The sequence below is a fragment of the Streptomyces sp. NPDC006711 genome (assembly GCF_042869775.1).
Classification (GTDB): domain Bacteria; phylum Actinomycetota; class Actinomycetes; order Streptomycetales; family Streptomycetaceae; genus Streptomyces.
This window is the reverse complement of record NZ_JBIAGO010000003.1, coordinates 90,077-114,478: the sequence shown is the minus strand read 5'-3', so window position 1 is coordinate 114,478 and position 24,402 is coordinate 90,077. Positions and strand designations below refer to the sequence as shown.

Annotated in this window: 5 protein-coding genes; all 5 read right to left on the bottom strand. The window is 74.4% G+C overall.

Annotated elements, in window-relative coordinates; all coding sequences use genetic code 11:
• Positions 1-441: 441 nt before the first annotated feature.
• The 5 genes from ACFYM2_RS08195 to ACFYM2_RS08175 all read right to left on the bottom strand — a co-directional run bounded on the left by ACFYM2_RS08195 (position 442) and on the right by ACFYM2_RS08175 (position 24,378).
• A complete protein-coding gene (locus tag ACFYM2_RS08195; protein WP_388834403.1) occupies positions 442-10,971 on the bottom strand; it encodes an amino acid adenylation domain-containing protein in 10,530 nt (3,509 codons plus the stop codon).
• Positions 10,972-11,062: 91 nt separating this feature from the next.
• Positions 11,063-12,094, bottom strand: a complete 1,032-nt coding sequence (gntD, locus tag ACFYM2_RS08190; protein ID WP_358994086.1) for a guanitoxin biosynthesis L-enduracididine beta-hydroxylase GntD — start codon at positions 12,092-12,094, stop codon at positions 11,063-11,065.
• 58 nt (positions 12,095-12,152) lie between these two features.
• Positions 12,153-13,262 (bottom strand): capreomycidine synthase, encoded by a 1,110-nt coding sequence (vioD, locus tag ACFYM2_RS08185; protein ID WP_388459974.1) that lies wholly within the window; start codon positions 13,260-13,262, stop codon positions 12,153-12,155.
• Between the two features lie 74 nt (positions 13,263-13,336).
• Complete coding sequence (locus ACFYM2_RS08180) at positions 13,337-19,744, bottom strand: amino acid adenylation domain-containing protein (protein WP_388834399.1); 6,408 nt, start codon at positions 19,742-19,744, stop codon at positions 13,337-13,339.
• Positions 19,745-19,815: 71 nt separating this feature from the next.
• The gene (locus ACFYM2_RS08175) at positions 19,816-24,378 is read right to left on the bottom strand and encodes an amino acid adenylation domain-containing protein (RefSeq protein WP_388834396.1); all 4,563 of its coding nucleotides are present in this window, start codon (positions 24,376-24,378) and stop codon (positions 19,816-19,818) included.
• Between the last annotated feature and the right edge of the window lie 24 nt (positions 24,379-24,402).

Genomic DNA, 24,402 nt, shown 5'->3' with positions numbered 1-24,402 from the left:
GGACGGCGCCGGGTGACGGCGCGGCGTCGGTCGGCAGGGTCGGCGGGGTCGGCGGGGTCGGTTGCTGGGCGGGGCGGGCCCATGGGGCGGCTCCGTTCGGTCGCGGGGTGACAGGGGCGGGTGAGCGGGTGAGCGGGTTAGCAGGTGAGAGGCGACAAGGGCAGGGCGGCAGGGGCAGGGCGGCAGGGGCTGACGGCAGGGACACGTGGCGGCGGGGTGGATGGGTGGCGTCGGTCCGGGTTGCGACCGGGGGCCAGGTGGGTGCGGTGGCGCGTTGGGTAGCGAGCCGGTCCGCACCGCCTGACCGGCCGGCACCGTCTGGCCGGCTGGCACCGTCTGGCCGGCCCGCACCACCCGACCAGGCCCGCACCACCCCGGGCGGCCCGCGCCGCCCGACCGGCCCGCACCACGCGACCGGCCCGCACCACCCCGAACGCCGGGTCAGCGCAGACGCGCGGCGAGGGCCGGGCCGATCTGGGCCAGCGCCTCGGGGGTGGTGAAGCGGCTGTGGGGGATGTCCAGGGGATGGTTCTCCACCGGGCCCTCCACGTGCTCCCTCCACAGCTCGGCCAGCGGGACACCGTCGGCGCCACGCCCTGGCAGGGCCTCGAAGAAGAGCACAGGACCCCGGTAACGGCCCGGCCGCTCGCCCTGAGCCAGCGCCAGGTTGTTGGCCGTCACCCGCACGAGCCGGCCCAGCGCGTCCGGGTCGAGTCCGCCCAGTACGCTGCCGCGCTCCCGCAGCAGCTCAAGGACGGCCTCCGCGGTCGGAAGACCGTGCCCCAGGGTGTGCGCCGCGTCCACGGGCCCGGCCGTCGCGAGCGCGAGTCCGTCGAGGTCGAGCCCGTCGAGCGCCAGCGAAAGGATCTCCGCGTCGCTGGGCCGGCCCGCGTGCCGGAACCGGCCGGTGGGGTGCGAGTCGAGCAGGGCGAGCAGCGCCACCTCGTCGCCTTCCTCCTGGAGCAGCCGCGCCATCTCGTGTGCCACCGTGCCGCCGAAGGACCAGCCGAGCAGATGGTAGGGGCCGCTCGGCTGCACCTCGCGGATCAGCCGCACATAGTCGGCGGCCATCTCGGCCACGCTGTGCGGCAGTTCACCCGCGCCGTCCAGCCCCCTGGCCTGGAGCGCGAAGAGCGGACGGTCGCGGTCGAGGTGGCGTACGAGCCCGGAGTAGCACCAGCCGAGCCCGCCGCCGGGGTGCACGGCGAACAGCGGCGGACGTGAGCCGCCGGTGCGCAGCGGCAGCAGCTGCCCGAGTCCGGCGTCGTCCCCGGCGCCGCCGTCCGCGGCGATCCGTTCGGCGAGCAGGGCCACCGTGGGTGTCTCGAACAGCGCCCGCAGACCGACTTGTACGTTCAGCTCGGTACGGATCCTGGCGGTGAGCCGGGCCGCGAGGAGCGAATGCCCGCCCAGGTCGAAGAAGTTGTCGTCGATGCCGACGCTGTCCAGGGAGAGGGCGGACGCGAACAGGTCGCGGAGGATGTGCTCGTGCGGGGTCCGGGGGGCTCGCGCGGCCGACGTCCGCGCGGTGGCGGGCGCGGGCAGGGCGCGGCGGTCGAGCTTGCCGTTGGGGGTGAGAGGCAGGGTGTCGAGCAGCACCGTGCTGGAGGGGACGAGGTGGGCGGGCAGGTGCGCGCGGGCGTGGGCGCGCAGTTCACCGGGGTCGGGCGCGGCGCCGGGGGCGGGGACGAGGTAGGCGACGAGCCGCTGGTCGCCGGGGGTGTCCTCGCGCAGCAGCACGGCGGCCTGGGCGATGTCGGGACGGTTGGTGAAGTACGTCTCGATCTCGGCGGGTTCGACGCGGAAGCCGCGCAGTTTGATCTGGTCGTCGGTGCGGCCGAGGAATTCGAGCCGTCCTTCGCCCTGCTGGTCGCGGGTCCAGCGGCCGAGGTCGCCGGTGCGGTACATCCGGGCGCCGGGCTCGCCGAACGGGTCGGGAAGGAAGCGCTCGGCGGTCAGGCCGGGCCGGCCGAGGTAGCCGCGGGTGACCAGGTCACCGGCGATGAACAGCTCGCCGCCGACGCCGATCGGCAGCGCCCGCAGCGTATCGTCGAGTACGTACATCCGGGTGTTCCAGATCGGCTTTCCGATGGTGATCACGCCGGAGGGCGCGGTGTCGCCGGGTTCGATACGGAACTCGGTGCAGCCCACCGTGGTCTCCGTCGGGCCGTACTCATTGATCACAGCTGCGCCCGGGTGCCGCCGGCGCCACTCGTCCAGGACCTCGCCCATCAGCGACTCGCCGCCGAGCACCAGCTGCTCACTGGGCGAGAAGCGCTCGGGCAGTGCGGTCAGCAGGGCCAGATGGCTCGGGGTGGCCTTGACGAACGTCGGCCGTTCGAACTCCCGCGCCGTGGGCGCCTGGTCGTCGAGTTCGATCAGCTGGACGGTGCCGCCGCTGGTGAGCGGGGCGAACAGACCGGTCACGGTGAGGTCGAAGGAGACCGGTGAGTGGACGAGGGCCCGGCCGGCCACGCTGTCGTAGGCCTCGCGCGCCCACGCCAGGTAGGCGTCGAGCGAGTGGTGCTCGACCACGACACCCTTGGGGCGGCCGGTGGAGCCGGAGGTGTAGATGACGTAGGCCGGGTTGCGCGGGGAGAGGGGGGCGGCGCGGTCGGCGTCGGTGAGATCGTGGGCCGACTGGCCGGCGAGCGCGGTCGCCGTTTCCGGGGCGTCCAGGAGCAGCCGGGGATGGCCCGTGGCGGGCAGCAGCGCGGCCGCCTCCGTGGTGGTGAGCACACACAGCGGACGGGCGTCGGTCAGGGTGTGGGCGATCCGCTCGCCCGGGTGGGAGAGGTCGATGGGCAGGTAGGCCGCGCCGGACTTGAGGACCGCGAGCACGGCCACCAGGGTCTCCACCGAGCGCGGCACGGCGAGCGCCACCAGGAGTTCGGGTCCTGCGCCCAGGGCCACCAGGTGGCGGGCCAACCGGTTGGCGGACGCGTCGAGTTGGGTGTAGGTGAGGGCGTCGGCGCCGCAGGTGACGGCGGTGGCGTGGGGGGTGCGGGCGACCTGCGCGGCGAACAGCTGCGGCAGGGTGAGGCCGGGAAGTGCGCGTGTGGGGCCGCTCCATTCGCGGAACAGCACCTGGCGCTCGCGCTCGTCGAGCAGGTCGGTGGCCATGATGGGGGTGTCGGGCTGCTCGGCGGCGGCGTCCAGGATCCGCTGGAACTGGCCGGCAAGGCGCTCGACGGTGGCCGGCTCGAACAGGTCGGCCGCGTACTCGACGGTGACGGTGAGACCGTCCGGGGCGCCGTCCTCGGTGTGGTGCTCGGTGACCGTGAACGACAGGTCGAACTTCGCCGCCCCCTCGAACTCGACGTCGGCGGCGCCTTGTTCGGGTCCGGTGGCGCCGGTGTCGTTGAAGGTGAGCACCGTCTGGAACAGGGGGTGGCGGTGCGGGGAGCGGCTGGGGTTGACGGCCTCGACGAGCCGTTCGAAGGGGAGGTCCTGGTGGGCGAGTGCGGTCAGGCTGACGTCCCGGGTGCGGCGCAGGAGCTCGGTGTGGCTCGGGTTGCCGCTGGTGTCGGTGCGCAGGACGAGGGTGTTGACGAAGAAGCCGACAAGGCCGTCCAGTTCCGGCAGGTCACGGCCCGCGGCGGGTGTGCCGATGGGTACGTCGGTGCCCGCGCCGTTGCGGGTGAGGAGGGTGACAAGGGCGGCGTGCAGGGAGTGGAAGAGGGTGGCCTGGTGGGTGTGGGCGTGCGCGAGGAGGCGGCGGTGGACGGCGGGGCCGGTGCGGACGGTGTGGATCCGCGCGCGGTGGGTGGGGTGGTCCGGGCGGGGATGGTCGGTGGGGAGGGCGATCTCTTCCGGGAGGCCGGCGAGGACAGCGCTCCAGTGCGTGAGCTGGGCGTGCAGCACCGTGCCCGGGGTGTCGGCGTCGCCGAGGTGGCGGCGCTGCCACAGGGCGTAGTCGGCGTACTGGACGGCCAGCGCCGCCCAGCCGGGGGCGCGGCCCTGGGACCTGGCGTGGTAGGCGGTGGTGAGATCCGCGCTGAGCGGTCGCATCGACAGGCCGTCACCGGCGATGTGATGCAGCACAAGGACCAGCAGGTGGTCCTGCGGTGCGAGGGTGAACAGGCTTGCCCGCAGCGGCAGTTCGGTGGTCAGGTCGAAGGGCCGGGCGCACAGGGCGGCGATCCGCGCGCGGGCGCCCGCCTCGTCGCTCACCACCACGTCCAGCGGCACCAGACCCGGAGCGGCCGGCTTGATCTCCTGGTACGGCTCGCCGTCATGGGCGGGGAAGACGGTCCGCAGCGTCTCGTGCCGCGCGACCACGTCGTCCACCGCCTGCCGCAGCGCGCCGGTGTCGATCGCCTCGGACAGGCGCAGCACCACCGGGATGTTGTAGGACGCGCGCTCGGTCTCGTCCATGCGGTTGAGGAACCACAGGCGGGTCCCCGCCGAGGAGAGCGGGATCCGCTCGGGCCGGGGCTCGGCGCGGACCAGCGGCGGCAGCGTGACGGCCGCCCGGGCACCGGCCAGACGCTCGGCCAGGGCCGCGACGGTCGGTGCCTCGAAGAGGTCGCGTACCTCGACGTCCGCCCGCAGCTCGGCCCGTACGGACGCGATCAGGCGCATCGCGAGCAGCGAGTGCCCGCCGCGTTCGAAGAAGTTGTCGTCGATGCCGACCTGGTCGATGGCCAGCGCCGTGGCGAAGAGGGCGCACAGGGCTTCCTCGTGCGGGGTGCGGGGAGCCCGGGAGGGCGCGCTCGTGGTGGCGTACGCGCCGGGGGCGGGCAGGGCGCGGCGGTCGAGCTTTCCGTGCGCGGTGAGCGGCAGGGCGTCCAGGAGGACCACGGCGGACGGGACCAGATGGGCGGGCAGCTGGGCCGCGGCGTCGGCGCGCAGCTCGGCCGGGTCGGGGGTGCTGGGCGAGGCGGCGGCGGGGACGAGATAGGCCACGAGCCGCTGGTCGCCCGGCTGGTCCTCGCGCAGCAGCACGGCGGCCTGGGCGATGTCGGGACGGTTGGTGAAGTGCGCCTCGATCTCGGCGGGTTCGACGCGGAAGCCGCGCAGTTTGATCTGGTCGTCGGTGCGGCCCATGAACGTGAGCCGCCCCTCGCCCCGCTCGTCGTACCGCCAGCGGACGAGGTCGCCGGTGCGGTACATGCGGGCACCCGGCTGGCCGAACGGATCGGGCAGGAACCGCTCGGCGGTGAGTCCGGGGCGGTTCAGATATCCGCGCGCGACCCCGGCGCCCCCGATGAACAGCTCACCGGGCACGCCCGGCGGCACCTGGCGCAGTCCGGCGTCCAGGACCTGGACCCGCGTGTTGTCCAGGGGGCGGCCGATCGGCACGGTGTCACCGAGCCGGTCCGAAGAGGCGATGGGATGCCGGGTGGCGAAGACGGTGGTCTCGGTCGGACCGTACCCGTCGACCACGCGCAGCCGGGGGTGGGCGGCCAGCACGCGGCGTACCGCGTCCGCCGGGACCACGTCGCCGCCGGTCATCACCTCCCGCACACCGGCCAGGCTCTCGGGCGCGGCCTCGGCGATCAGCCGGAACAGGCCGGCGGTCAGCCAGAGCGCGGTGACCCGATGCTGGGCGATCAGCTGTCCCAGACGCGCGGCGTCCAGCGCGCCGGTCGGCGCGACCACGACCTCGCCGCCGTTGAGGAGCGGCACCCACAGCTCGTAGGTCGCCGCGTCGAAGGCGTGCGGGGAGTGGAAGAGGACCCGCTCGTGATGACCGTCGCGCCGCCACCAGTGGTCCCCGGCCAGCGCGGCGACGTCCGCGTGGGTGACGGCCACGCCCTTGGGGCGGCCGGTGGAGCCGGAGGTGTACATCACGTAGGCGAGCCGGTCGGCCTGAAGGGCGGGAAGGTGCTGGACGGCGCTGTCGGGCAGCGGGGCCGACACGTCCACCACCCGTACCCCGGTCGCGGCCCGGTCCCGCACCAATGGCAGGTCACGGGTGGCGGCGTCCACCAGAAGGAGGTCGGCGCCGGTGTCGTCGAGGACCAGCGCCATCCGCTCGGCCGGCCAGCTCTCGCTCAGCGGCACATACGCGCAGCCGGCCCGCACCACCGCCAGGGTGGACACCACCAGGGCCGCCGAGCGCTCCTGGAGGATGGCGATCCGGCGTTCCCCGCCCGCGCCGAGCTCCACCAGGTGCCTGGCCAAGTGGGCGGTAGCGGCGTCGAGTTGAGCGTAGTTGAGGGTGTCGGCGCCGTGGGTGAGGGCGGTGGCGTGCGGGGTGCGGGCGACCTGCGCGGCGAACAGCTCCGGCAGGGCGGCGTCCGGCAGCGGATGGGCGGCGCCGGTGGCGAGGGCGGCCAGTTCGGCCCGGCCGCTCTCGCCGAGCAGGTCCAGGGCGGGCAGGGGGACGTCGGGGTGGTGGGCGGCGTTGCGCAGGGCGCGCTGGAACTGGTCCGCGAGCCGTTGGACGGTGACCGGCTCGAACAGGTCGGCGGCGTACTCGATGGTGACGGTGAGACCGTCGGGGGCGCCGCCCGAGGTGTGGTGTTCGGTGACGGTGAAGGACAGGTCGAACTTCGCCGCGCTCTCGAAGTCGACGTCGGCCGCGCCGAGTTGATCCTGCTCGACGGTGGCGGTGTTGAGGGTGAGGACGGTCTGGAAGAGGGGATGGCGGTGGGATGCGCGCGGGGGGTTGAGGGCTTCCACGAGCCGTTCGAAGGGCAGGTCCTGGTGGCTGAGGGCGGTCAGGCCGAGGTCGCGGGTGCGGTGCAGGAGCTGGGTGTGGGTCGGCTCGCCGCTGGTGTCGGTGCGCAGGACGAGGGTGTTGACGAAGAAGCCGATGAGGTCGTCGAGTTCGGGGTGGGCACGGCCCGCGGTGGGGGTGCCGATGGGGACGTCGGTGCCCGCGCCGTTGTGGGTGAGGAGGGTGGCGAGGGCGGCGTGCAGGGTGTGGAAGAGGGTGGCCTGGTGGCTGCGGGCGTGGGTGGCGAGCCGGTCGTGGATGGCGGCGTCGGTCCGGCTGGTGTGCCGGGCGGCGCGGTGGCTGGGCTCGGCGGGTCGCGGGTGGTCGGTGGGCAGGGGGATCTCGTCGGGCAGGCCCGCGAGGTGGGTGGTCCAGTGGGTGAGCTGGTCGTGCAGCGGGGTGCCGGGGGTGTCGGGGTCGCCGAGGTGCCGACGCTGCCAGAGGGTGTGGTCGGCGTACTGGACGGGCAGCGGGCTCCACACGGGCGCACGGCCGTCCGCCCTGGCGTGGTAGGCGGTGGTGAGGTCCCGGGTGAGGGGGCGCATGGACAGGCCGTCACCGATGATGTGGTGCAGCACGAGGACCAGGAGGTGTTCGTCGGGCGCGAGGGTGAAAAGCGCGGCACGCAATGGGAGTTGGTTCGTGAGGTCGAAGGGCCTCGCGCACAGCTCGGTGATCCGGGACCGGGCCGAGGTCTCGTCCGCGCCGGCCACGGTCAGCTCCACCAGGCCGGGGGCGGCGGGCAGGATGTGCTGGCGGGGTTCGCCGTCCGTCTCGGGGAAGAGCGTGCGCAGCGTTTCGTGCCGCTCGACCACGTCGTCGAGAGCGGCCCGCAGGGCGGCGGTGTCGACGGACTCGGTGAGCCGCAGCACGATGGGCATCGCGTAGGCACTGCTCTCGCCCTCCATGCGGTTGAGGAACCAGAGGCGGGCCTGCGCGTGGGAGAGCGGGATGCGGGCGGGCCGGTGTTCGGCGGGGGCCGGCGGCGACAGCGCGGCGGCGGGCCCGGCCTGCTCCAGGCGGGCGGCCAGGGCCGCGACGGTGGGCGTCTCGAAGATGTCGCGGACACCGATCTCCGCGCCCAGTTCGGTACGGATGACAGCGGCCAGGCGCATCGCGAGCAGCGAGTGGCCCCCGAGGTCGAAGAAGCTCTCGTCGATGCCCGGCACGCGGTCGGTGGCGAGGACTTCGGCGAAGATCCGGCACAGGGCGGTTTCCCTCTCGTCGCGGGCGGCGCGTCCGCTCGTTGACTCCTGGCGCGGCGGCGCAGGCAGAGCGCGACGGTCGAGTTTGCCGTTGGGGGTGAGGGGGAGGGCGTCGAGCACCACCAGGGCGGATGGCACCATGTAGCCGGGCAGGGACGACTTCAACTCGGCGCGCAGGGACTCCACTTCGAGCTCGGCGCCCGGCGCGGGCACGACATAGCCGACCAGCCGACGCTCTCCCGCGTGCTCCTCGCGGACCACGGCCGCTGCCGAAGCCACCGACTCCAGGGCGGCCAACGCCGCCTCCACCTCGCCCAGTTCGACACGGAAGCCCCGGATCTTCACCTGGTCGTCGAGGCGCCCAAGGAACTCGATCGCCCCGTCCGCCAGGCGGCGCGCCAGGTCGCCGGTGCGGTAGAGCCGGGCGCCGGGCGCGCCGAACGGGTCGGGCACGAAGCGTTCGGCGGTCAGGCCCGGGCGGCCCAGATAGCCCCGGGTGACCTGGGCGCCGCCGATGAACAGCTCACCGGGCACGCCGAGCGGCACCGGCTCGCCCGCGCCGTCCAGGACGTACGCCCGCACGTTGCCCAGGGGCCGGCCGATGGGCACGGTCGCGGTGGCGGCGAGCTCGTGCGCCAAGGGACGGTGCGTGGTCACGCCGACCGTGGTCTCGGTCGGCCCGTAGTGGTTGAGGACCCGGCACTCGGCGCGGCCCAGGAGCTCGCGCACCCAGGTGCTTGTCGAGCCCTCGCCCCCCAGGATCAGGCCCCGTCGGGGCAGCACCCGGTGTGCGGCGCCGGGTCCTTCCAGCGCTGCCAGGTGCGAGGGGCTGATCTTGAGGTAGTCCACCGTGTGCTCGGCGAAGTAGGCCGCGAGCAGCCGCCCGTCCGATGCGGTGTCGGCGTCCACCATGTGCAGTGTGCCGCCGCCGAGGAGCGCCGCCGAGAGCACCGTGAGGCACGAGTCGAAGGTGAACGGCTGCACCATCGCGTACCCGGCGCCGTCCGCCAGGTCGAGCGCGTGGGCCACGGCCGTACGGTAGTTGAGCAGCTGACGGTGCTCGACCACCACGCCCTTGGGGCGCCCGGTGGACCCGGAGGTGAACAGGACGTACGCCGCCCGCGCCGGATCGACGCTCACATCGGGCGGGGTGTCGGGCAGCGCGCCGAGGTCCGCCTCGCCCACGACGACCGCCCGCACGCCCTCGGGCAGCGGACCCGCCGACGCGGCGCGGGTGATCACCACGGGAGCGGCGGTGTCGGCGAGCATCATCGCCATCCGCTCCCGTGGCTGGGCCGGGTCGATCGGCACATAGCAGCCGCCCGCCTTCAGGACCGCGAGCAGGGCCACCACGGTCCACGCCCCGCGCTCCAGGCAGATCCCCACCGGGGTCTCGGCACCCACGCCGAGGGCGCGCAGGTGGTGGGCGAGCCGGTTGGCGAGCCGGTCGAGGTCGCCGTAGCGGTACGTGCCGTCGGCGCCGACCACCGCGACGGCGTCCGGGGTCCGCGCGGCCTGCTCGGCGAAGCGGCCGTGGAAGGTGCCGGAGGGCACCTCGAGGGCGGTGTCGTTCCACGTGTCCAGGACGAGCTCGCGCTCGGCGGCGCTCAGCAGCGGCAGCCGGCCGACCGGCCGGTGCGGCTTCGCGCACGCCTCCCGCAGCAGGGTCGCGTAGTGGCCGAGCAGCCGCTCGGCGGAGCGCTCCTCGTAGCGGTCGGTGCGGTGGACCAGCGTCAGCACCAGGGTGGCGCCGGTGTCCGAGACGGTGAACGTCAGATCGCGCTTGGCGTCGGCAGGGCCTGCCCCCTCCAGCGGACGCAGCACCAACTCCTCCGCGCCCGCCGGGTTTTGACCGGAGCCCTGGGCCGGGGTGGCCTGGTCGAGGACGAGCATGGTGCGGGCGAGGCCGTCGGGGGAGCCGGCCCGCAGCTGCGCGGCCAGCTGCTCGAACGGCACCTCCTGGTGCTGGAAGTCGCGCCGGGTCGCCTCGGTGACCCGCTCCAGGAGCTGAGTGAACGTCGGCTCTCCGCTCAGGTCGCCGCGCAGGAGCAGCGTGTTGACGAAACAGCCGATCAGGCCTTCGAGTTCGGTGCGTTCGCGGCCGCCCACCGGCGTGGCGACCACCGGGTCCGGCTGTCCACCGTAGCGGTGCAGCAGCACCTGGAGGGCCGCGAGCGCCACCGTGAAGAGCGTGGTGCGGTGCTCCGCGGCCAGCGCCCGCAGTCCGGCCGTGACATCGGCGGGCAGCTCGACGCTGTGGGTGCCGGCGCCCGGCCCGCCCTCGGGACGCGCTGTCGCGGTGGCGGGGGGCGGTGTCTCGCTGAGGCCGGCGAGCCGATGCTGCCAGTAGCGCAGGCTCTCCTTGTGGGCCGCGCCTTCCAGGCGGCCGCGCTGCCAGGCGGCGAAGTCGCCGTACTGCACCGGCAGGGGCGCGGGCGCCGCGCCCCCGGGCCCGTCCGCCGCCCGGTAGGCCGCCGAGACCTCGGCGAGCAGCACCTGGACCGACCAGGCGTCGGCCACGATGTGATGCACCGTCAGCGCGAGCACATGCTCCCGCTCCGCTGTGCGCAGCAGCGCGGCCCGCAGCAGCGGCCCGGACGACAGGTCGAACGGGGTGCGGGCCTCCTCGGCAAGCCGCTCGCGCACCCGCGCCTCCGCATCGCCCGGTGCCAGATCACTGAGGTCGGTCACCGGGAGCGTGAACCGTGCCTCGTCGTGCACCAGCTGGACGGGGAGCCCGTCGCTTCCGGCGCCGAACGTCGTGCGCAGCACTTCGTGCCGGGCGATCACCGCGCGGAACGCGCCGGCCAGCCGCTCGCCGTCCAGCGGGCCCGAACAGGCCACCGCCATCGGCACGTTGTACGCCGCCGAGCGCGGGGCGAGCTGCTGGGCCAGCCAGATCTGCTCCTGGGTGAAGGAGAGCGGCACCGAAGTCCCCGGCGCGCGGCGCGGCACCCCCTGGGCGGGCGCGGCCGGGCGCCGCGCCGCCCGCTCGCGCAGCCGTGCCTCCAGCCTGGCCCGCTGCTCGGGCGACAGGCCGGCGATGCGGCGGGCGGTTTCGTCGGCGGTGGCGTCGGCGGCGGTGCGGGTGGTGCTCACGGTGCTCTCCCCGGAGAAGGTCAGGCGGGCCCGAAGGCGGGTGGTGGAAGGCGGTGCCGGGCGTACGGAGGCCGGGTCCGGCGGGCCCGGGTCAGAACAGGACGCGGGAGCCGGCGGCGGCCCGGGCGTCGCGGGACTTGCGCAGATCGCGGGCGACATTGATCCGCTTGAGCCAGCGGTCGGTGCCGTCGAAGCGCGCCGTGAACGAGCTGCGGCCGTGCACCGCGCGGTAGTTGTCGACGAAGACGATCTCGCCGGGGGCGAGCGCGGCGCCGCCGAGACGGCGGTCGATCTCGTCCGAGAGCCGTCGCAGCGCGCCCCGGGCCTGCGCATCGAGCCGGTCGAGATCCATGAAGTACGGATCCAGGCACAGATACGGGTCGTGCGGTGAGCCGAAGAGCACCGGCACCGGCGCTGCGTCCTCCAGCATCCGCTTCAGGCGCTCGTACGCGGCGTCCAAGAGCCGCGAGCCGCCCGTCAGGGGCCGGCCGGGCCCGCTGTCCAGCATCTGGAGGTGGGAGTTGTCGGGCAGCATGAAGAAGCGCGGCTCCGCGAGGACGCGGCGGTCGGCGGCGGAGATCTCCAGGTCCTGGGCGCCGACGAAAGTGGTGGGCACCCGGTCGGGGTTGCGCAGGCAGAGCAGGCCCACGTAGTCGCCCCGGTAGGGGTGGAAGGCGTCCTCCACGTGCCAGAAGATGGTCTGGTTGCTGCCGGTGCCGATCTGCTCGTCCTGGTGGCCCTTGACCGGCAGGACGTCGTGCACCAGGTATCCGTCCTGCTGGGTGGCCCAGGCGACCGGTTCGCCGAGCAGCGCCCCGCACAGCAGGAGGAATATTTCCTCGCGGAGCGCGGGCGAGAGCCCGTCGCGGTGGCGCCAGTGCGCCGGGGTGGCGCCGACGCGGTCCTGATCGACGCGGTAGCCCGAGACCACGCAGGCCCCGGCGGGCTCGTGCAGCCGAAAATCGGTCAGGAAGCGGCGCAGCGCGAGCGGCAGCCGGTGGGACTGGACGGTCAGCTCGTCCTGGAAGGCCTGGTCCTCGACGTCGGCGTACCGGTCGGCCAGCTCATCCAGCAGGGAGGCGATCGCGTCGGCGTCGGCGGCGTCGAGTGTGAGGGTGTGCATCGGGCGGGTCACCTCGGGTCGGTGGGTGCGAAAGGTTCGGTGGGGCGCGGCGCGCGGGTCAGCCGGCCACGGGTAGCAGGGCGGCGAGTCTGTCGAGGCCCGCGACGAGTTCGTCGCGCGCGCCGCCGAAGCCGAGCCGGATGTGCCGGGGGGCGCCGAAACAGGCGCCGGGCACCACCAGCACGCCGTGCTCGCGGTCGAGCCGGTCGGCGAACACGGTCACGTCGTCCACCGTCGTCAGCTCGGGGAAGACGGTGACCCCGCCGGCCGGCAGGTCGGCGGCCACCCGGTCGCGGTGGCGGGCCAGCCAGTCGCCGAGCACCGCCCGGTTGGCGGTGGCCTGCGCGAGCCGGGGGCGCAGCAGCTCGTCGGCGTGGCGCACGGCATGCGTGGCGACGGCCTCCACCAGTGGGGAGAGCGCGAGGCTCGTGTAGTCGCGGCGGCGCACACACCCCGCGAGGACGTCGGGCGCGGCCAGCGCCCACCCCACCCGCAGCCCCGGCAGCCCGTACGCCTTGGACAGGGTGCCGAAGGAGACCGCCCGTGCGTAGAGAGGCGTGGGGTCGGGCAGCGGCGCGCGGTCGTACACCAGGTCCCTGAAGGCGTTGTCCCAGGCGAGCCAAGTCCCGTACCGCGCACAGGTGTTGATGATGGCGCCCTGCTGGGCTTCGGTCACCGTGGCGCCGGTCGGGTTGTGCGGGAAGTTGACCACCACCATGGCGGTGCCCGGGCCGATCAGCGCGAGCAGTTCGTCCTCGTTGGTGACCACACCGTGCTCGGTGCGCATCGCCCACTCGACGATCCGGCAGCCGATCGACGCGGCCACCTCGACCAGGGCGTGGTAGGCCGGGGCCTGCACCACGATCTCGTCGCCCGGTTCGAGCAGGGCGTGCATCACCAGATAGATGGCCTCGCTCGAACCCTGCGTGGCGATCACCGAGCCGGGGTCGGTGCCGTGCCGCTCGGCGAGCGCGGCGCGCAGCGGCTCGGCGCCGAGGGAGTGGCTGTCGCGGAACATGATGCCGCCGAGCGAGGCGGCGCTCGTGCCGGCCAGGGCGAGCACCTGGTCCACGGTGTAGTTCTCGACGCCGCTGCTGCTGATGTCGTAGGTGGTGGTGAAGTACCGCTCGCGGAGCCAGTCCTCCAGCAGGGCCGGGGCGATGGGCATGGGGTTCCTCCAGGGGCCGGGTTGCGGCCGGTCGGGGTGGAAGGCGGCGGGTGCGCCGGGAGTTCGGGCCGGGGTCAGGAGGTGGCGGTGTCGGTGGCGCCGTCCTCCGCCTCCAGCTCCGCGAGCAGGAGCTCCAGATCGTCCGGATCGCTCGCCTCAGCCTGGAACTGCACGATCCTGAGGGCGAGTTCGGCCACGGTGGGGGCCTCGTAGAAGACCCGCAGCGGCACCTCGACGCGGCAGGCGTCGAGGACCCGGGCGGCGAAGCGCGTGGCGAGCAGCGAGTGCAGGCCCAGATCGAAGAGGTTGTCGTGGACGCCGACCGCCGGCAGGCCGAGCAGTTCGCCGGCCAGCTCCGCGATCTCCTTCTCCAGGGGGGTGCGGGGCGCGGCCGCCGCGCCGTGGGCCAGTTCGGCGCGGCCGGGCCGTGGCAGCGCCCCGCGATCGAGCTTGCCGTTCCCGTTCAGCGGCAGCGCGGGCAGCGGCACGATCGCGGACGGCACCAGATGGGCCGGGAGGCGTTCGCGCAGCGCGGCCCGCAGTTCGAAGACGTCCAGATCGCGGCCGGCGGCGGCCACCACATAGGCGACCAGACGCTTCTCGCCCGGCTCGTCCTCGCGGACCACCACGGCGGCTGAGCCGACCTCGGTCCGCTCGACGAGCTGGGCCTCCACCTCGCCTGGCTCGATCCGGTGGCCCCGGATCTTCACCTGCTGATCGGCGCGGCCGATGAACTCCACGGTGCCCTCGGCCCGGTGGCGCGCCAGGTCACCGGTGCGGTAGAGCCGGGCGCCGGGCTCACCGAACGGATCGGGCACGAAGCGCTCGGCGGTCAGGCCCGGGCGGCCGAGATAGCCACGGGCCAGGCCCGCGCCGCCCAGGTGCAGCTCGCCCGGGGCGCCGATGGGCACGGGCCGGCCGGACGGGTCCAGGAGATAGACCCGGGTGTTGGCCAGCGGGCGGCCGATCGGCAGTCCGTCGCCGCCCACCGCCTCGTCCTCCACGCGCAGGGTGGTCGAGGTGCAGGTCACCTCGGTCAGCCCGTACACATGCACCAGCGCGACCCCGTACCGTTGCCAGGCGGCGAGCCGGTCGCGGCGCACCCGCTCGCCGCCCATCGCGACGAACCGCAGCGTTGTGGGCAACTGGCCGCCGGTACGCTCCAGTTGACCGACCCAGTCGTGCCAGTACGCGGTGGTCAGCTCCAGGCCGCTGATGCGGTGCTCCGCCAGATATCCGGTCAGGTCGACGCCTCGGGTCAGGAGGCGGGAGCCGGGCAGCACCACGGTGGCGCCGGCCGCGAGGGCGGGGAACAGCTCTTCGAGCAGGACGTCGAAGCCGGTGGAGGCCAGCTGGAGGAAGCGGTCGCCGGGGGCCAGCCGGAACTCCCGCGCCATCGCGAGGGTGAAGTTCACCAGGCCCCCGTGCGTGAACATCGACCCCTTGGGGGTTCCAGTGGTGCCGGAAGTGAAGAAGACGCAGGCCAGCGCGTCCGGCTCGGTCGGGGCCTGCGGCACCCGGACGGCCCGGGCGGGCTCGTCGGGTGCCTCGATCGGGACCACCGTGATCTTGTCGAAGAGGGGGCGTGGTACGCCGTCGTCGGTGAGGACCAGGTGCGCGCCGGACAGGTCCAGGAGCAGGCGCAGCCGCGGTTCGGGCAGTTCGGGATCGAGTGTGGTGAAGGCGGCGCCTGCCTTCATCACGCCGAGCAGGGCGGTGACGAGCAGCGGGGTGGGGGCGGCGTGCACCGCGACCACGCTCTGCCCGTCGACGCCGAGGGCGCGCAGGCGGGCGGCGCACCGTTCGGCGGCGGCCTCCAGATGGGCGTAGGTGGTGACGCGGCCCTCGTACTCCAGGGCCGGGGCGTCGGGGGTGCGGGCGGCGGCCGCCGCGACCAGGTCGTGCAGGCCGCCGGACGGGAACGGGCGCGCGGTGGCGTTCCAGTCGGTCAGGACGGTGCGGCGCTCCTCGGCGTCCAGCAGCGCGAGTCGTGACAGCGCGGTGTCCGGCGCGTCGGCGGCGGCCGTGAGCAGCACGCCGAAGCGGTGGGCGAGACGGGCGACGCTCTGCTCGTCGAAGAGGTCGGTGGCGTACTCCACCGAGAACGCCAGGCATCCGTCCTGCTCGTCGGCGGTGAACATCAGGTCCATCAGGCAGGACCCGGTGCGCGCCTCGATGGGTTCCACGCGCAGGCCGTCGAAGCCGGTCCGGGGCGGGCGGGCGCTCTGGAGGGTCAGCATGGTCTGGAAGACCGGGTGCCTCGCGGGGTCGCGCTCGGCGCCGACGGCGTCCAGGACCTGCTCGAACGGCACGTCCTGGCACTCGAAGTCGGCGAGCGCACCGGCGCGGACACGCGACAGCAGGTCGGTGAAGGCCGGGTCTCCGGACAAGTCGCCGCGCAGGGCCAGGGTGTTGACGAAGCAGCCCACCACGCCGTCCAGTTCGCGCTGTCCGCGTCCGGCGACCGGCGTGCCGACCACCACGTCGGTGGCGCCGGACAGCCGGCCGAGCAGCGCCTGGTAGCCGGCGAGCAGCACCATGAAGAGTGTGGCGCCGTGCTGGGATCCCAACGAGCGCAGCCGCTCGGTCAGTTCGGCGGGCAGAGTGAACTCGTGGACCGCGCCGGCCAGGCTCGGGGTCGCGGGACGCGGCCGGTCGGCCGGCAGGTCGAGCGCGGGCAGCGGTCCGGCGAGGCGTGCGCGCCAGTGGTCGAGCTGCTGGGCCCAGCGGCCCTCGTCGGCCCGGTCGGCCTGCCACCGCGCGTAGTCGGCGTAGCGCACCGGCAGCGCCGGCAGTTCCCGGCCGTCGTACAGCGCACCCAGGTCCTCGACGAGCACGGCCATCGACCAGCCGTCGAGCGCGATGTGGTGGATGACCAGGACCAGGACGTGTTCGGCCGGAGCCGTGTGCAGCAGCAGGGCGCGCAGCGGCGCCTCGGCCGCGAGGTCGAAGGGACGGGTCACGAAGGCCTCGACCACCGTCTCGACGCTTTCGCCGGAGCCGAGTTCGCGTACGGTCAGCGGGGCCGCACCGGACGGCAGCACGCGCTGGGTGGGCGCGCCCTCACCTGCCACGACGACGGCGCGCAGCACCTCGTGCCGGTCCATCAGGGCCCGCAGCGCCGCGGCGAGCGCCACCGGGTCGAGCGGGCCGCCGATCCGTACGGCCGTCGGTACGTGATAGGCCGGGTTGCCCGGGGCGAAGCGGTCGAACAGCCACATCCGCTGCTGGGCGAAGGACAGTGGCAGCGGCTGCGCGGGGTCCGCCGGGGTGATCGGCGGCAGCGGCGCGGTGTCCGTCGCGCCCTCGCCGCTCAGCAGCCGCCCGACGAGTTCGGCCTGGGCGGCCACCGTGGTCGCGGCGAACACCTCCCGCAGCCGCACCTCCACGCCGAACTCGGCGCGCACGGCGCTGACGAGCCGGTTGGCGAGCAGGGAGTGACCGCCGACGGCGAAGAAGTCGTCCAGGACGCCGACTTCGGGCAGTTCGAGGAGGCGTTGCCAGATGGCGGCGATCCGCGTCTCGCGGTCGGTGCGCGGTGCGACGCGCGTGCTCGTGGTGCCCGACGCGGCGGGCGCGGGCAGCGCGGCCCGGTCCACCTTGCCGTTGGCTGAGAGCGGCAGGGCCACGAGCTGTGTCCACAGCGCGGGCACCATGTGGGCGGGCAGGCGCTCGCGGAGCCAGGCGGCCAGCTCGGCGCCGGATGCCGGAGTGTGCGGCGCGGTCACCCAGTACGCGGCGAGGCGGCGCTCTCCCGGACCTGCCTCGTGGGCCACCACGATGGCGTCCGCCACCGCCGGATGGGTGAGCAGGACGCCGGTGACCTCGCCCGGCTCGACCCTGAAGCCCCGGATCTTGACCTGGTGGTCGGCCCGGCCGAGCAGTTCGAGCTCGCCGTCGGGGCGGCGCCGGGCGAGGTCGCCGGTGCGGTAAAGACGCTCGCCCGGCGCCCGGCCGTAGGGGTGCGGCACGAAACGTTCGGCCGTCAGGCCCGGACGGCCCAGGTAGCCACGGGCCAGGCCCTCGCCCGCCACGCACAGCTCGCCCGGCACGCCCACCGGAACCGGGCGCAGCAGCCGGTCGAGGACGAGGAGGCGCTGGTTGAGCAGGGGGCGGCCATAGGGCAGCGGGCCCGGCCCGGCGTCCTCGGGGACCGGGTACTCGTTGTTGCAGAAGGCGGCCTCGGCCACGCCGGCGGAGTTGACCACCCGGCAGCCGGGCGCGGCGGCGCGCAGCCGGGGCGGCAGCCCGGGCGGCAGTACGTCGCCGCCGACCAGCGCGGCGCGCAGGCTGTCCAGGGGCAGGCCGTGCTCTTCGGCGGCGGCCAGCATCGCCTCGGTACCGGCCGGTCCCATGGACCACACGGTCACCCGGTGGCGCCCGACCAGCTCGGCCCAGTGCCAGGGATCACGGGCGGCGTCCTGCGCGGGGAAGACGATGGTGGCGCCCACCACGAGCGGGGCGAGGCAGTCGTGCACGGCGGGGTCGAAGCTCGGCGAGTGCAGCGCGATCATCCGGTCGCCGGGTCCGAAACCGTGTGAACGGGCAAGCCCGGCAAAGGTGTTGACGATGGCGCGGTGGCTCACCGCCACGCCCTTGGGCCGCCCGGTGGAGCCGGAGGTGTAGACGAGGTAGGCCAGGTTGGCCTCGCCGGCGCCGGCGCACTCCTGCGTGCTGCCCGGCCCCGTGTCGGCGCGGCCGAACTCCGCTGCGTCGGCGGCGATGTCGTCGAGCAGCACCACCTCGGCGTCCGCCACAAGCGCGTTCGCGGTGGAGGCGTCGGCGAGGATCACGGCCGGGCGCGCGTCGGCCAGCATGTGAGCGAGGCGGTCGGCCGGATAGGCCGGGTCGAGGCCGAGGAAGGCGCCGCCGGCGCGCAGCGTGCCCAGCATGGCCGCGCTGAGCCCGGCCCCGCGCTCCAGGCACAGGGCGACCGGCACATCGGGACCGACCCCGGCCTGCCGCAGCCGGTGGGCGATCCGGGCCGCCCAGGCGTCGAGCGCCGCGTAGGTGAGCGTGCCCGACGCGTCGATCACCGCGGCCGCGCCGGGCGTGCGGGCGGCCTGCCGGGTGAACAGCTGGTCCACCCGCAGCGCGGCGGGGAACTCGCCGTCGGTGTCGTTCCAGCCGTGCAGCTCCTGGTCGAGCTCGGCGGCGGTGAGCAGCGGCAGTTCGGAAAGACGGGTGCCGGGCGCGCGGACGGCCCCGCTCAGCAAGGTGGTCCAGTGACCGAGCATCCGGGTCACCGTCGAAGCGTCGAACAGATCGCGGGCGAACTCCGCGAAACCGGTGAAACACCCCTCGACGTCGGCGAGTTGGAGGTCCAGATCCATGTGCGCGCTGTCCCGCGCCACGGCCACCGGCTCCACGGCGAGCCCGGACAGGGCGGGCGTGGTGGCCGGCGCGTTCTGGAGGACGAAGCCGACCTGGGCCAGCGGATTGCGCGACAGGTCACGGCTCGGCGCCAGCTCCTCCACGAGCCGGTCGAAGGGCAGCTCCTGGTGGTCGAAGGCGTCAAGGGCGGTGCCCCGCACCCGCTGGACCAGCTCGGCGAAGCTCGGGTCGCCGGCCAGCGACGTACGCAGCAGCACCGTGTTGACCAGCGAGCCCACCAGCGCCTCGGTGCCCGGCGCCCGGGTGGCGGGCCCGGTCGCCACCACCACGTCCTCGACGCCCGCGTGCCGGGCGAGGACCGCCTGGAAAGCGGCCAGGAGCACCATGAACGGGGTCGCGCCCGTCGAGGCGGCCACGTCGCGCACCCCTTGCGAGAGGCCCGCGTCCAGGCGCACCGGCACGCTCGCGCCGCGGAAGGTGCGGACCGCCGCGCGCGGGCGGTCGCAGGGCAGCTCCAACGCCTGGGGCGCACCGGCGAGTTGGTCGCGCCAATAGGCCAGCAGCCGCTCGTCGAGGCCGCCGTCGAGCACGGCCTGGCGTCCCGCCACGTGATCGGCGTAACGCGCCGTCAGCTCGGGCAGCCGGACGGGGCGTCGCTCGGCCGACGCGGCGTAGCACTCCGAGAGCTCGGACATGAGCAGGCCGAAGGACCACCGGTCCACCACGATGTGGTGCAGCACCACGAGCAGCACGTGCTCACCGGGCCCGAGCGCGATCAGCTCGGCGCGCATCAACGGTCCCTTGGCCAGGTCGAAGGGCTGCTCGGCGAGACGGCCCGCCAGCTCCTGGACCTCCGCCTCGCTCGATCCGGCGGCGTCGGTGACCTTCAGCTCGAAGGCCCGGCGCGGCAGCACCAGCTGGACCGGGACGCCGTCGCGGGCCGGAAACACGGTGCGCAGGGCCTCGTGCCGGTCGACCAGGAGCTGGAAGGCGTCGCGCAGACCCTCGGTGGCGAGCGGTCCGCGCAGCCGGAGCGCGGCGGCGGTGTTGTAGACCCCGCTGGGGCCCTCGAGGCGGTCGATCAGCCAGAACCGGCGCTGGGCGGCGGAGGTGGGCAGCACCTCGGCGGTGCGGGGGCCGGTGGCCACGGGACGCTCCTTCACAGGATCGGGGTCGGGGGAGGGGAGGGACGCGCCGGGCGGCGCGGACGCGGCGGGCATCACAGCTCGCCGCCCATCAGCGCGGCCAGCTCTTCGGCGGACAGGTCGTCGAACCCGGCGCCGTCGGCCGGCACGGCCTCGCGCACCGGCGCCGCCGTGTCCTGGTGCGTCTCGGCGGCCGGGGCGCCGCGCACCGCTTCGGCGTACGCGGCGAGCACCGGCGCCTCGAACAGCGCCCGTACCGGCAGATCCCGGCCAAGGGACTCGCGTACCGCCGCGGTGACCTGGACGGCGAGCAGCGAGTGGCCGCCGAGGTGGAAGAAGTCGTCGGCGAGCCCTATCCGGGCCACGCCGAGGACCGTGCTCCAGATCTCGGCCAGGGCCCGCTCGGTGTCGTCGCGCGGCGCGAGCAGCGCGGTGGACCCGGTGGACCAGTCCGGCGCGGGCAGCGCGGCGCGGTCGAGTTTGCCGTTGGCGGTCAGCGGCAGCGTCTCCAGGGTGACGAACGCCTCCGGGACCATGTACTCCGGCAGCCGCTCGCGCAGATGGGCGCGGAGCCGGGGCACCAGGGTGCGGGCGATCCGGCCGCGATGGGGGTCGTTGGCCCAGTGCGGCCACGGCAGGCCGGCGCAGTCTCCGGCCGGAGGCAGCGCGGTGCCGGCGTCGGTGCCGGCCGGGCGGAACGCGGCGTCGAAGCGCCCGAGCGGGTCCCCGGTGGCCCAGCTGAGCTCGACGGCGTACCCGAGCCGGGCCGCCATGTCGCGTACGTCCTGCGGATCGAGACCGACGGCCTCATCGGCGGCGTCGATGCCCGTGTCCTCGCCGCAGAGCCGCGCGGCGGTCACCGCGTCGGCGTGCACCCGGGTGTTGGGGATGGAGGTGACGACGACGGGGGAGCCGTCGAGCAGCGCCGCCGGCTCGCCGCCGGTCCACGCCACCGTGCGCACCGGAGCGGGGACGGTCTCGGTGTCCAGGTGCAGCACCACGTCGTAGCGGTAGCGGGTCATCTCGTTGCGGTCGCGCCCGGGTTTGGGCAGCACCTGCACCCGGCCGATGCGCGGGATTTCCTGGCGCAGGGACTCGAAGAAGCACGGGTCGAGCAGCAGCTCGTTCTCCTGCCGCACGGCCTGGCGGACCTGGCGGGCGAGTTCGGCGTCGTCCGCCCCGGCCGGCCGGCCTGCTTCGAGCACCGAGACGTGGAAGGCCTCCAGCAGGGCGCGGTGGCGCACGTCGCCGACAACGATCCGCCCACCGGGTGCGAGCAGCCCGGCGGCCTTGGTGAGCACGTCCACCAAGTAGCCCGCGCTGGGCAGGTATTGAGCCACCGAGTTCACGACGACGGTGTCGTACGCGTCGCCCTTGAGGTCGTCCAGCTCGTGGCCCGGCCGGCGCAGCAGCGTCACGTGCTGCCAGTCGGCCGGCAGATGACGGCGTACGTGAGCGATGGCGCTGGACGACAGGTCGAGTCCGGTGTACTGCTCGCACCCGCCGGCCAGCCGGAACAGGAGCAGCCCGGTGCCGCTGCCGATCTCCAGGACCCGCATCGGCTTCGTGGCGCGCACCAGGGCGACGGTGTCCTCCACCCAGCGCCGCATCTCCTCGGCGGGGATCGGCTCACCGGTGTAACTGCTGGTCCAGCCACGGATGTTGAACGTGGGGTCGGCGCCACCGGCCTGCTCGTACTGCTCGTAGGCGGTGTCGAAGACGGTGCGCCACTGGGTGACCTGCTCCGCGTCGGCCGCCCGGCCCCCGGCGGGCGAAGCCTCGCCGTCGGCGTCCGCGTCGGGCACCAGATACGCGACCAGGCCGGTGCCGCCGTCCGGGGTCTCGCGAGGCAGCACCGCCGCGTGCCGCACGCCCGGGTGGGCGCCGAGCTCCGCCTCGATCTCGCCCGGCTCCACGCGGTGCCCGCGCACCTTGACCTGCTGGTCGACGCGGCCCAGGTACTCAAGCGTCCCGTCGGGCAGCCTGCGGGCCAGATCGCCGCTGCGGTACAGCCGCTCGCCGTCGCCGAGCGGAGAGGGCACGAAGCGATCGGCGGTCAGGCCGGGCCGGCCCAGATAGCCACGGGCGAGGCCGGGTCCGCCGACGCACAGCTCACCGGGGATACCGGCCGGCACCGGTTCGCCGCGCCCGTCCAGGAGGTGCACCGCCAGGTCGGCGAGGGGGCGGCCGATCACGCTGCCGGGGGCGTCGAGCCCGGCCGCTTCGAGGGTGTGCGCCGTGACGTGCACCGTGGTCTCGGTGATGCCGTACATGTTGACCAGGCGGGGCCCTTCGGGGTGCCGGGCGGCCCAGTCGCGCAGCGCGCCCGGTTCAAGGGCCTCGCCGCCGAACACGACGTGCCGCAGCGCGAGCGGCCGCGCCGCCGAGGTGACGGCCGCCGCGTCGGCGTCGGCGAACTGGCGAAAGGCGGTGGGGGTCTGGCTGAGCACCGTGACGCCCTCCGCGCGGACCAGCGCGTGGAAGGCGGCCGGAGTGCGCCGGGCCTCCTGCGGCACGACGGCGACGCGGCCGCCGTGCAGGAGCGCGCCCCAGATCTCCCAGACCGAGAAGTCGAACGCGGCCGAGTGGAAGAGCGACCAGACGTCGTCCGGGCCGAACGCCACATCGGGCGCGGCCGCCTCGAACAGCCGCAGCACGTTGGCGTGGGTGAGCAGCGCGCCCTTGGGGCGGCCGGTGGTGCCGGAGGTGTAGATCACGTACGCCAGGTGGCCGGGTTGGAGCCGGGCCGGCTCCAACGGCTCCGAGGAGAGCGGCTGGTCCACCGCGAGGACGGGGAGGCCGCCGCGGAGCCCCGCGTGCTCCGGGTCGGCGACCAGAGCCACCGCGCCGCAGTCGGCAAGGGTGAAGGCAAGGCGCTCGGCGGGATGGCGCGGATCGAGCGGCACATACGCGCCGCCGCTCTTCACAATGCCAAGGATCCCCGTGACCAGCCGCGCCGACGGCTCGACGCAGATCGCCACCCGGCTCTCGGGGCCCACACCGAGCGCGCGAAGGCGCCGGGCCAGCGCGTCGGAGCGGCGGTCGAGTTCGGCGTACGTCAGCCGCTCGGTGCCGCAGCCGACCGCGATGGCGTCGGGCCGCAGCCGCACCTGCTCGGCGAAGGCATCCGGAAGACTGCGCGCCGCCGGGGCGGTGGATCCGCGCGCGGCGCCGGCCATGAGCTCCGCGCTCCGCTCGGCGGCGCCGAGCAGGGGGAGCGCGTCGAGCCGGGTGGCGGGGGCTTCGACGGCGGCCGCGAGCAGGCGCAGCCACTGGTCGATGAAGCGGCGCACGGTGCGCTCGTCGTACAGCTCGGTGCTGTAGTCGGCGAGCCCCGTCAGGCCCTCCGGGGTCTCGGTGACCTGGAGGTGCAGATCGAACTTGGCGGTGCCGGTGTCGACCGCGGCCACGTCCATCCGCAGGCCCGGCAGCTCGATCCGGGTCTCCGGGGTGTTCTGGAGGACCAGCAGCAGATTGGCGAACGGGGTGCGGCCTTGCGCGTCGCGGTCCGGGCGCGCCTCCTCCACGATCCGCTCGAACGGCACGTTCTGATGGGCGTACGCCGCGAGCGCCGACTCCCTTACCCGGCCCAGCAGTTCGGTGAAGGACGGATTGCCGGACAGGTCGGCGCGCAGCGGCAGCATGTTGACGAAGAAGCCGATCAGACCCTCCGTCTGCGGGTGGTTGCGGTTGGCGACGGGCGAGCCGACCACCAGGTCGTTCTGCCCGCTCCACCGCTGCGCGACGGCCATGAACCCGGCGAGCAGCGCCATGTACAAGGTCGCGTCGTGCTCGCGGGCCAGCGCGGTGAGGCGGGCGGCGAGGTCGCCTTCGAGCCGCCAGGGGAAGCAGGCGCCGGCGAAGCTCTGCTGGACGGTGCGCGGCCGGTCGGTGGGCAGGTCCACGACGCTGGGCGCGCCGGCCAGCCGCTCACGCCAGTGGGCCAGCTGCGACTCCAGCGCCTCACCGCAGACCCGCCCGTGCTGCCAGAGCGCGAAGTCGGCGTACTGGGTGGACAGTTCGGGCAGCTCGGGGGCGCCCGCGCGGTAGTGGTGGGCCAGTTCGCGCACCAGGATGTCCAGGGACCAGCCGTCCGCCACGATGTGGTGGATGGTGAGCACCAGCAGGTGTTCATCGTCCGCCAGCCCGACCAGGGTGGCGCGCAGCAGCGGGCCGGAGCCCAGGTCGAAGGGGCGGCGGCTCTCCTGTGCGATCAGTTCCGACAGCGCGGCCTCGCGGGTGTCCTCGCCCGGAGCGGACAGGTCGACGAGCGCGAGGGTGACCGTGACCCGGTCGTGCACGATCTGCTCGGCCCTGCCGTCCTCGGCGTGGAAGGTGGTGCGCAGCGCCTCGTGCCGGGCCACGACACGGTTCAGGGCCCCTTCGAGCGCGCCGGCGTCGAGGTCGCCGGTCAGTCGGACGGTGCAGGCGATGCTGTAGAGCGGGCTCGGTCCCGCGAACTGCTCGACGAACCACAGCCGTTGCTGTGCGAAGGACAGCGGAAGGCGCACCCCCTGGGGGCGGCGGGCGATCAGGTCGGCGGCGTCGGGGCGGGACAGGCCATGCTCCTTGAGCAGCTGGGCGAGCAGGCGGCGCTTGTCGGCGGAGAGCGCGGTGCGCTGGGGTGACTGGCTCATGTGGGTGATCCCGGGGCGTTGGGT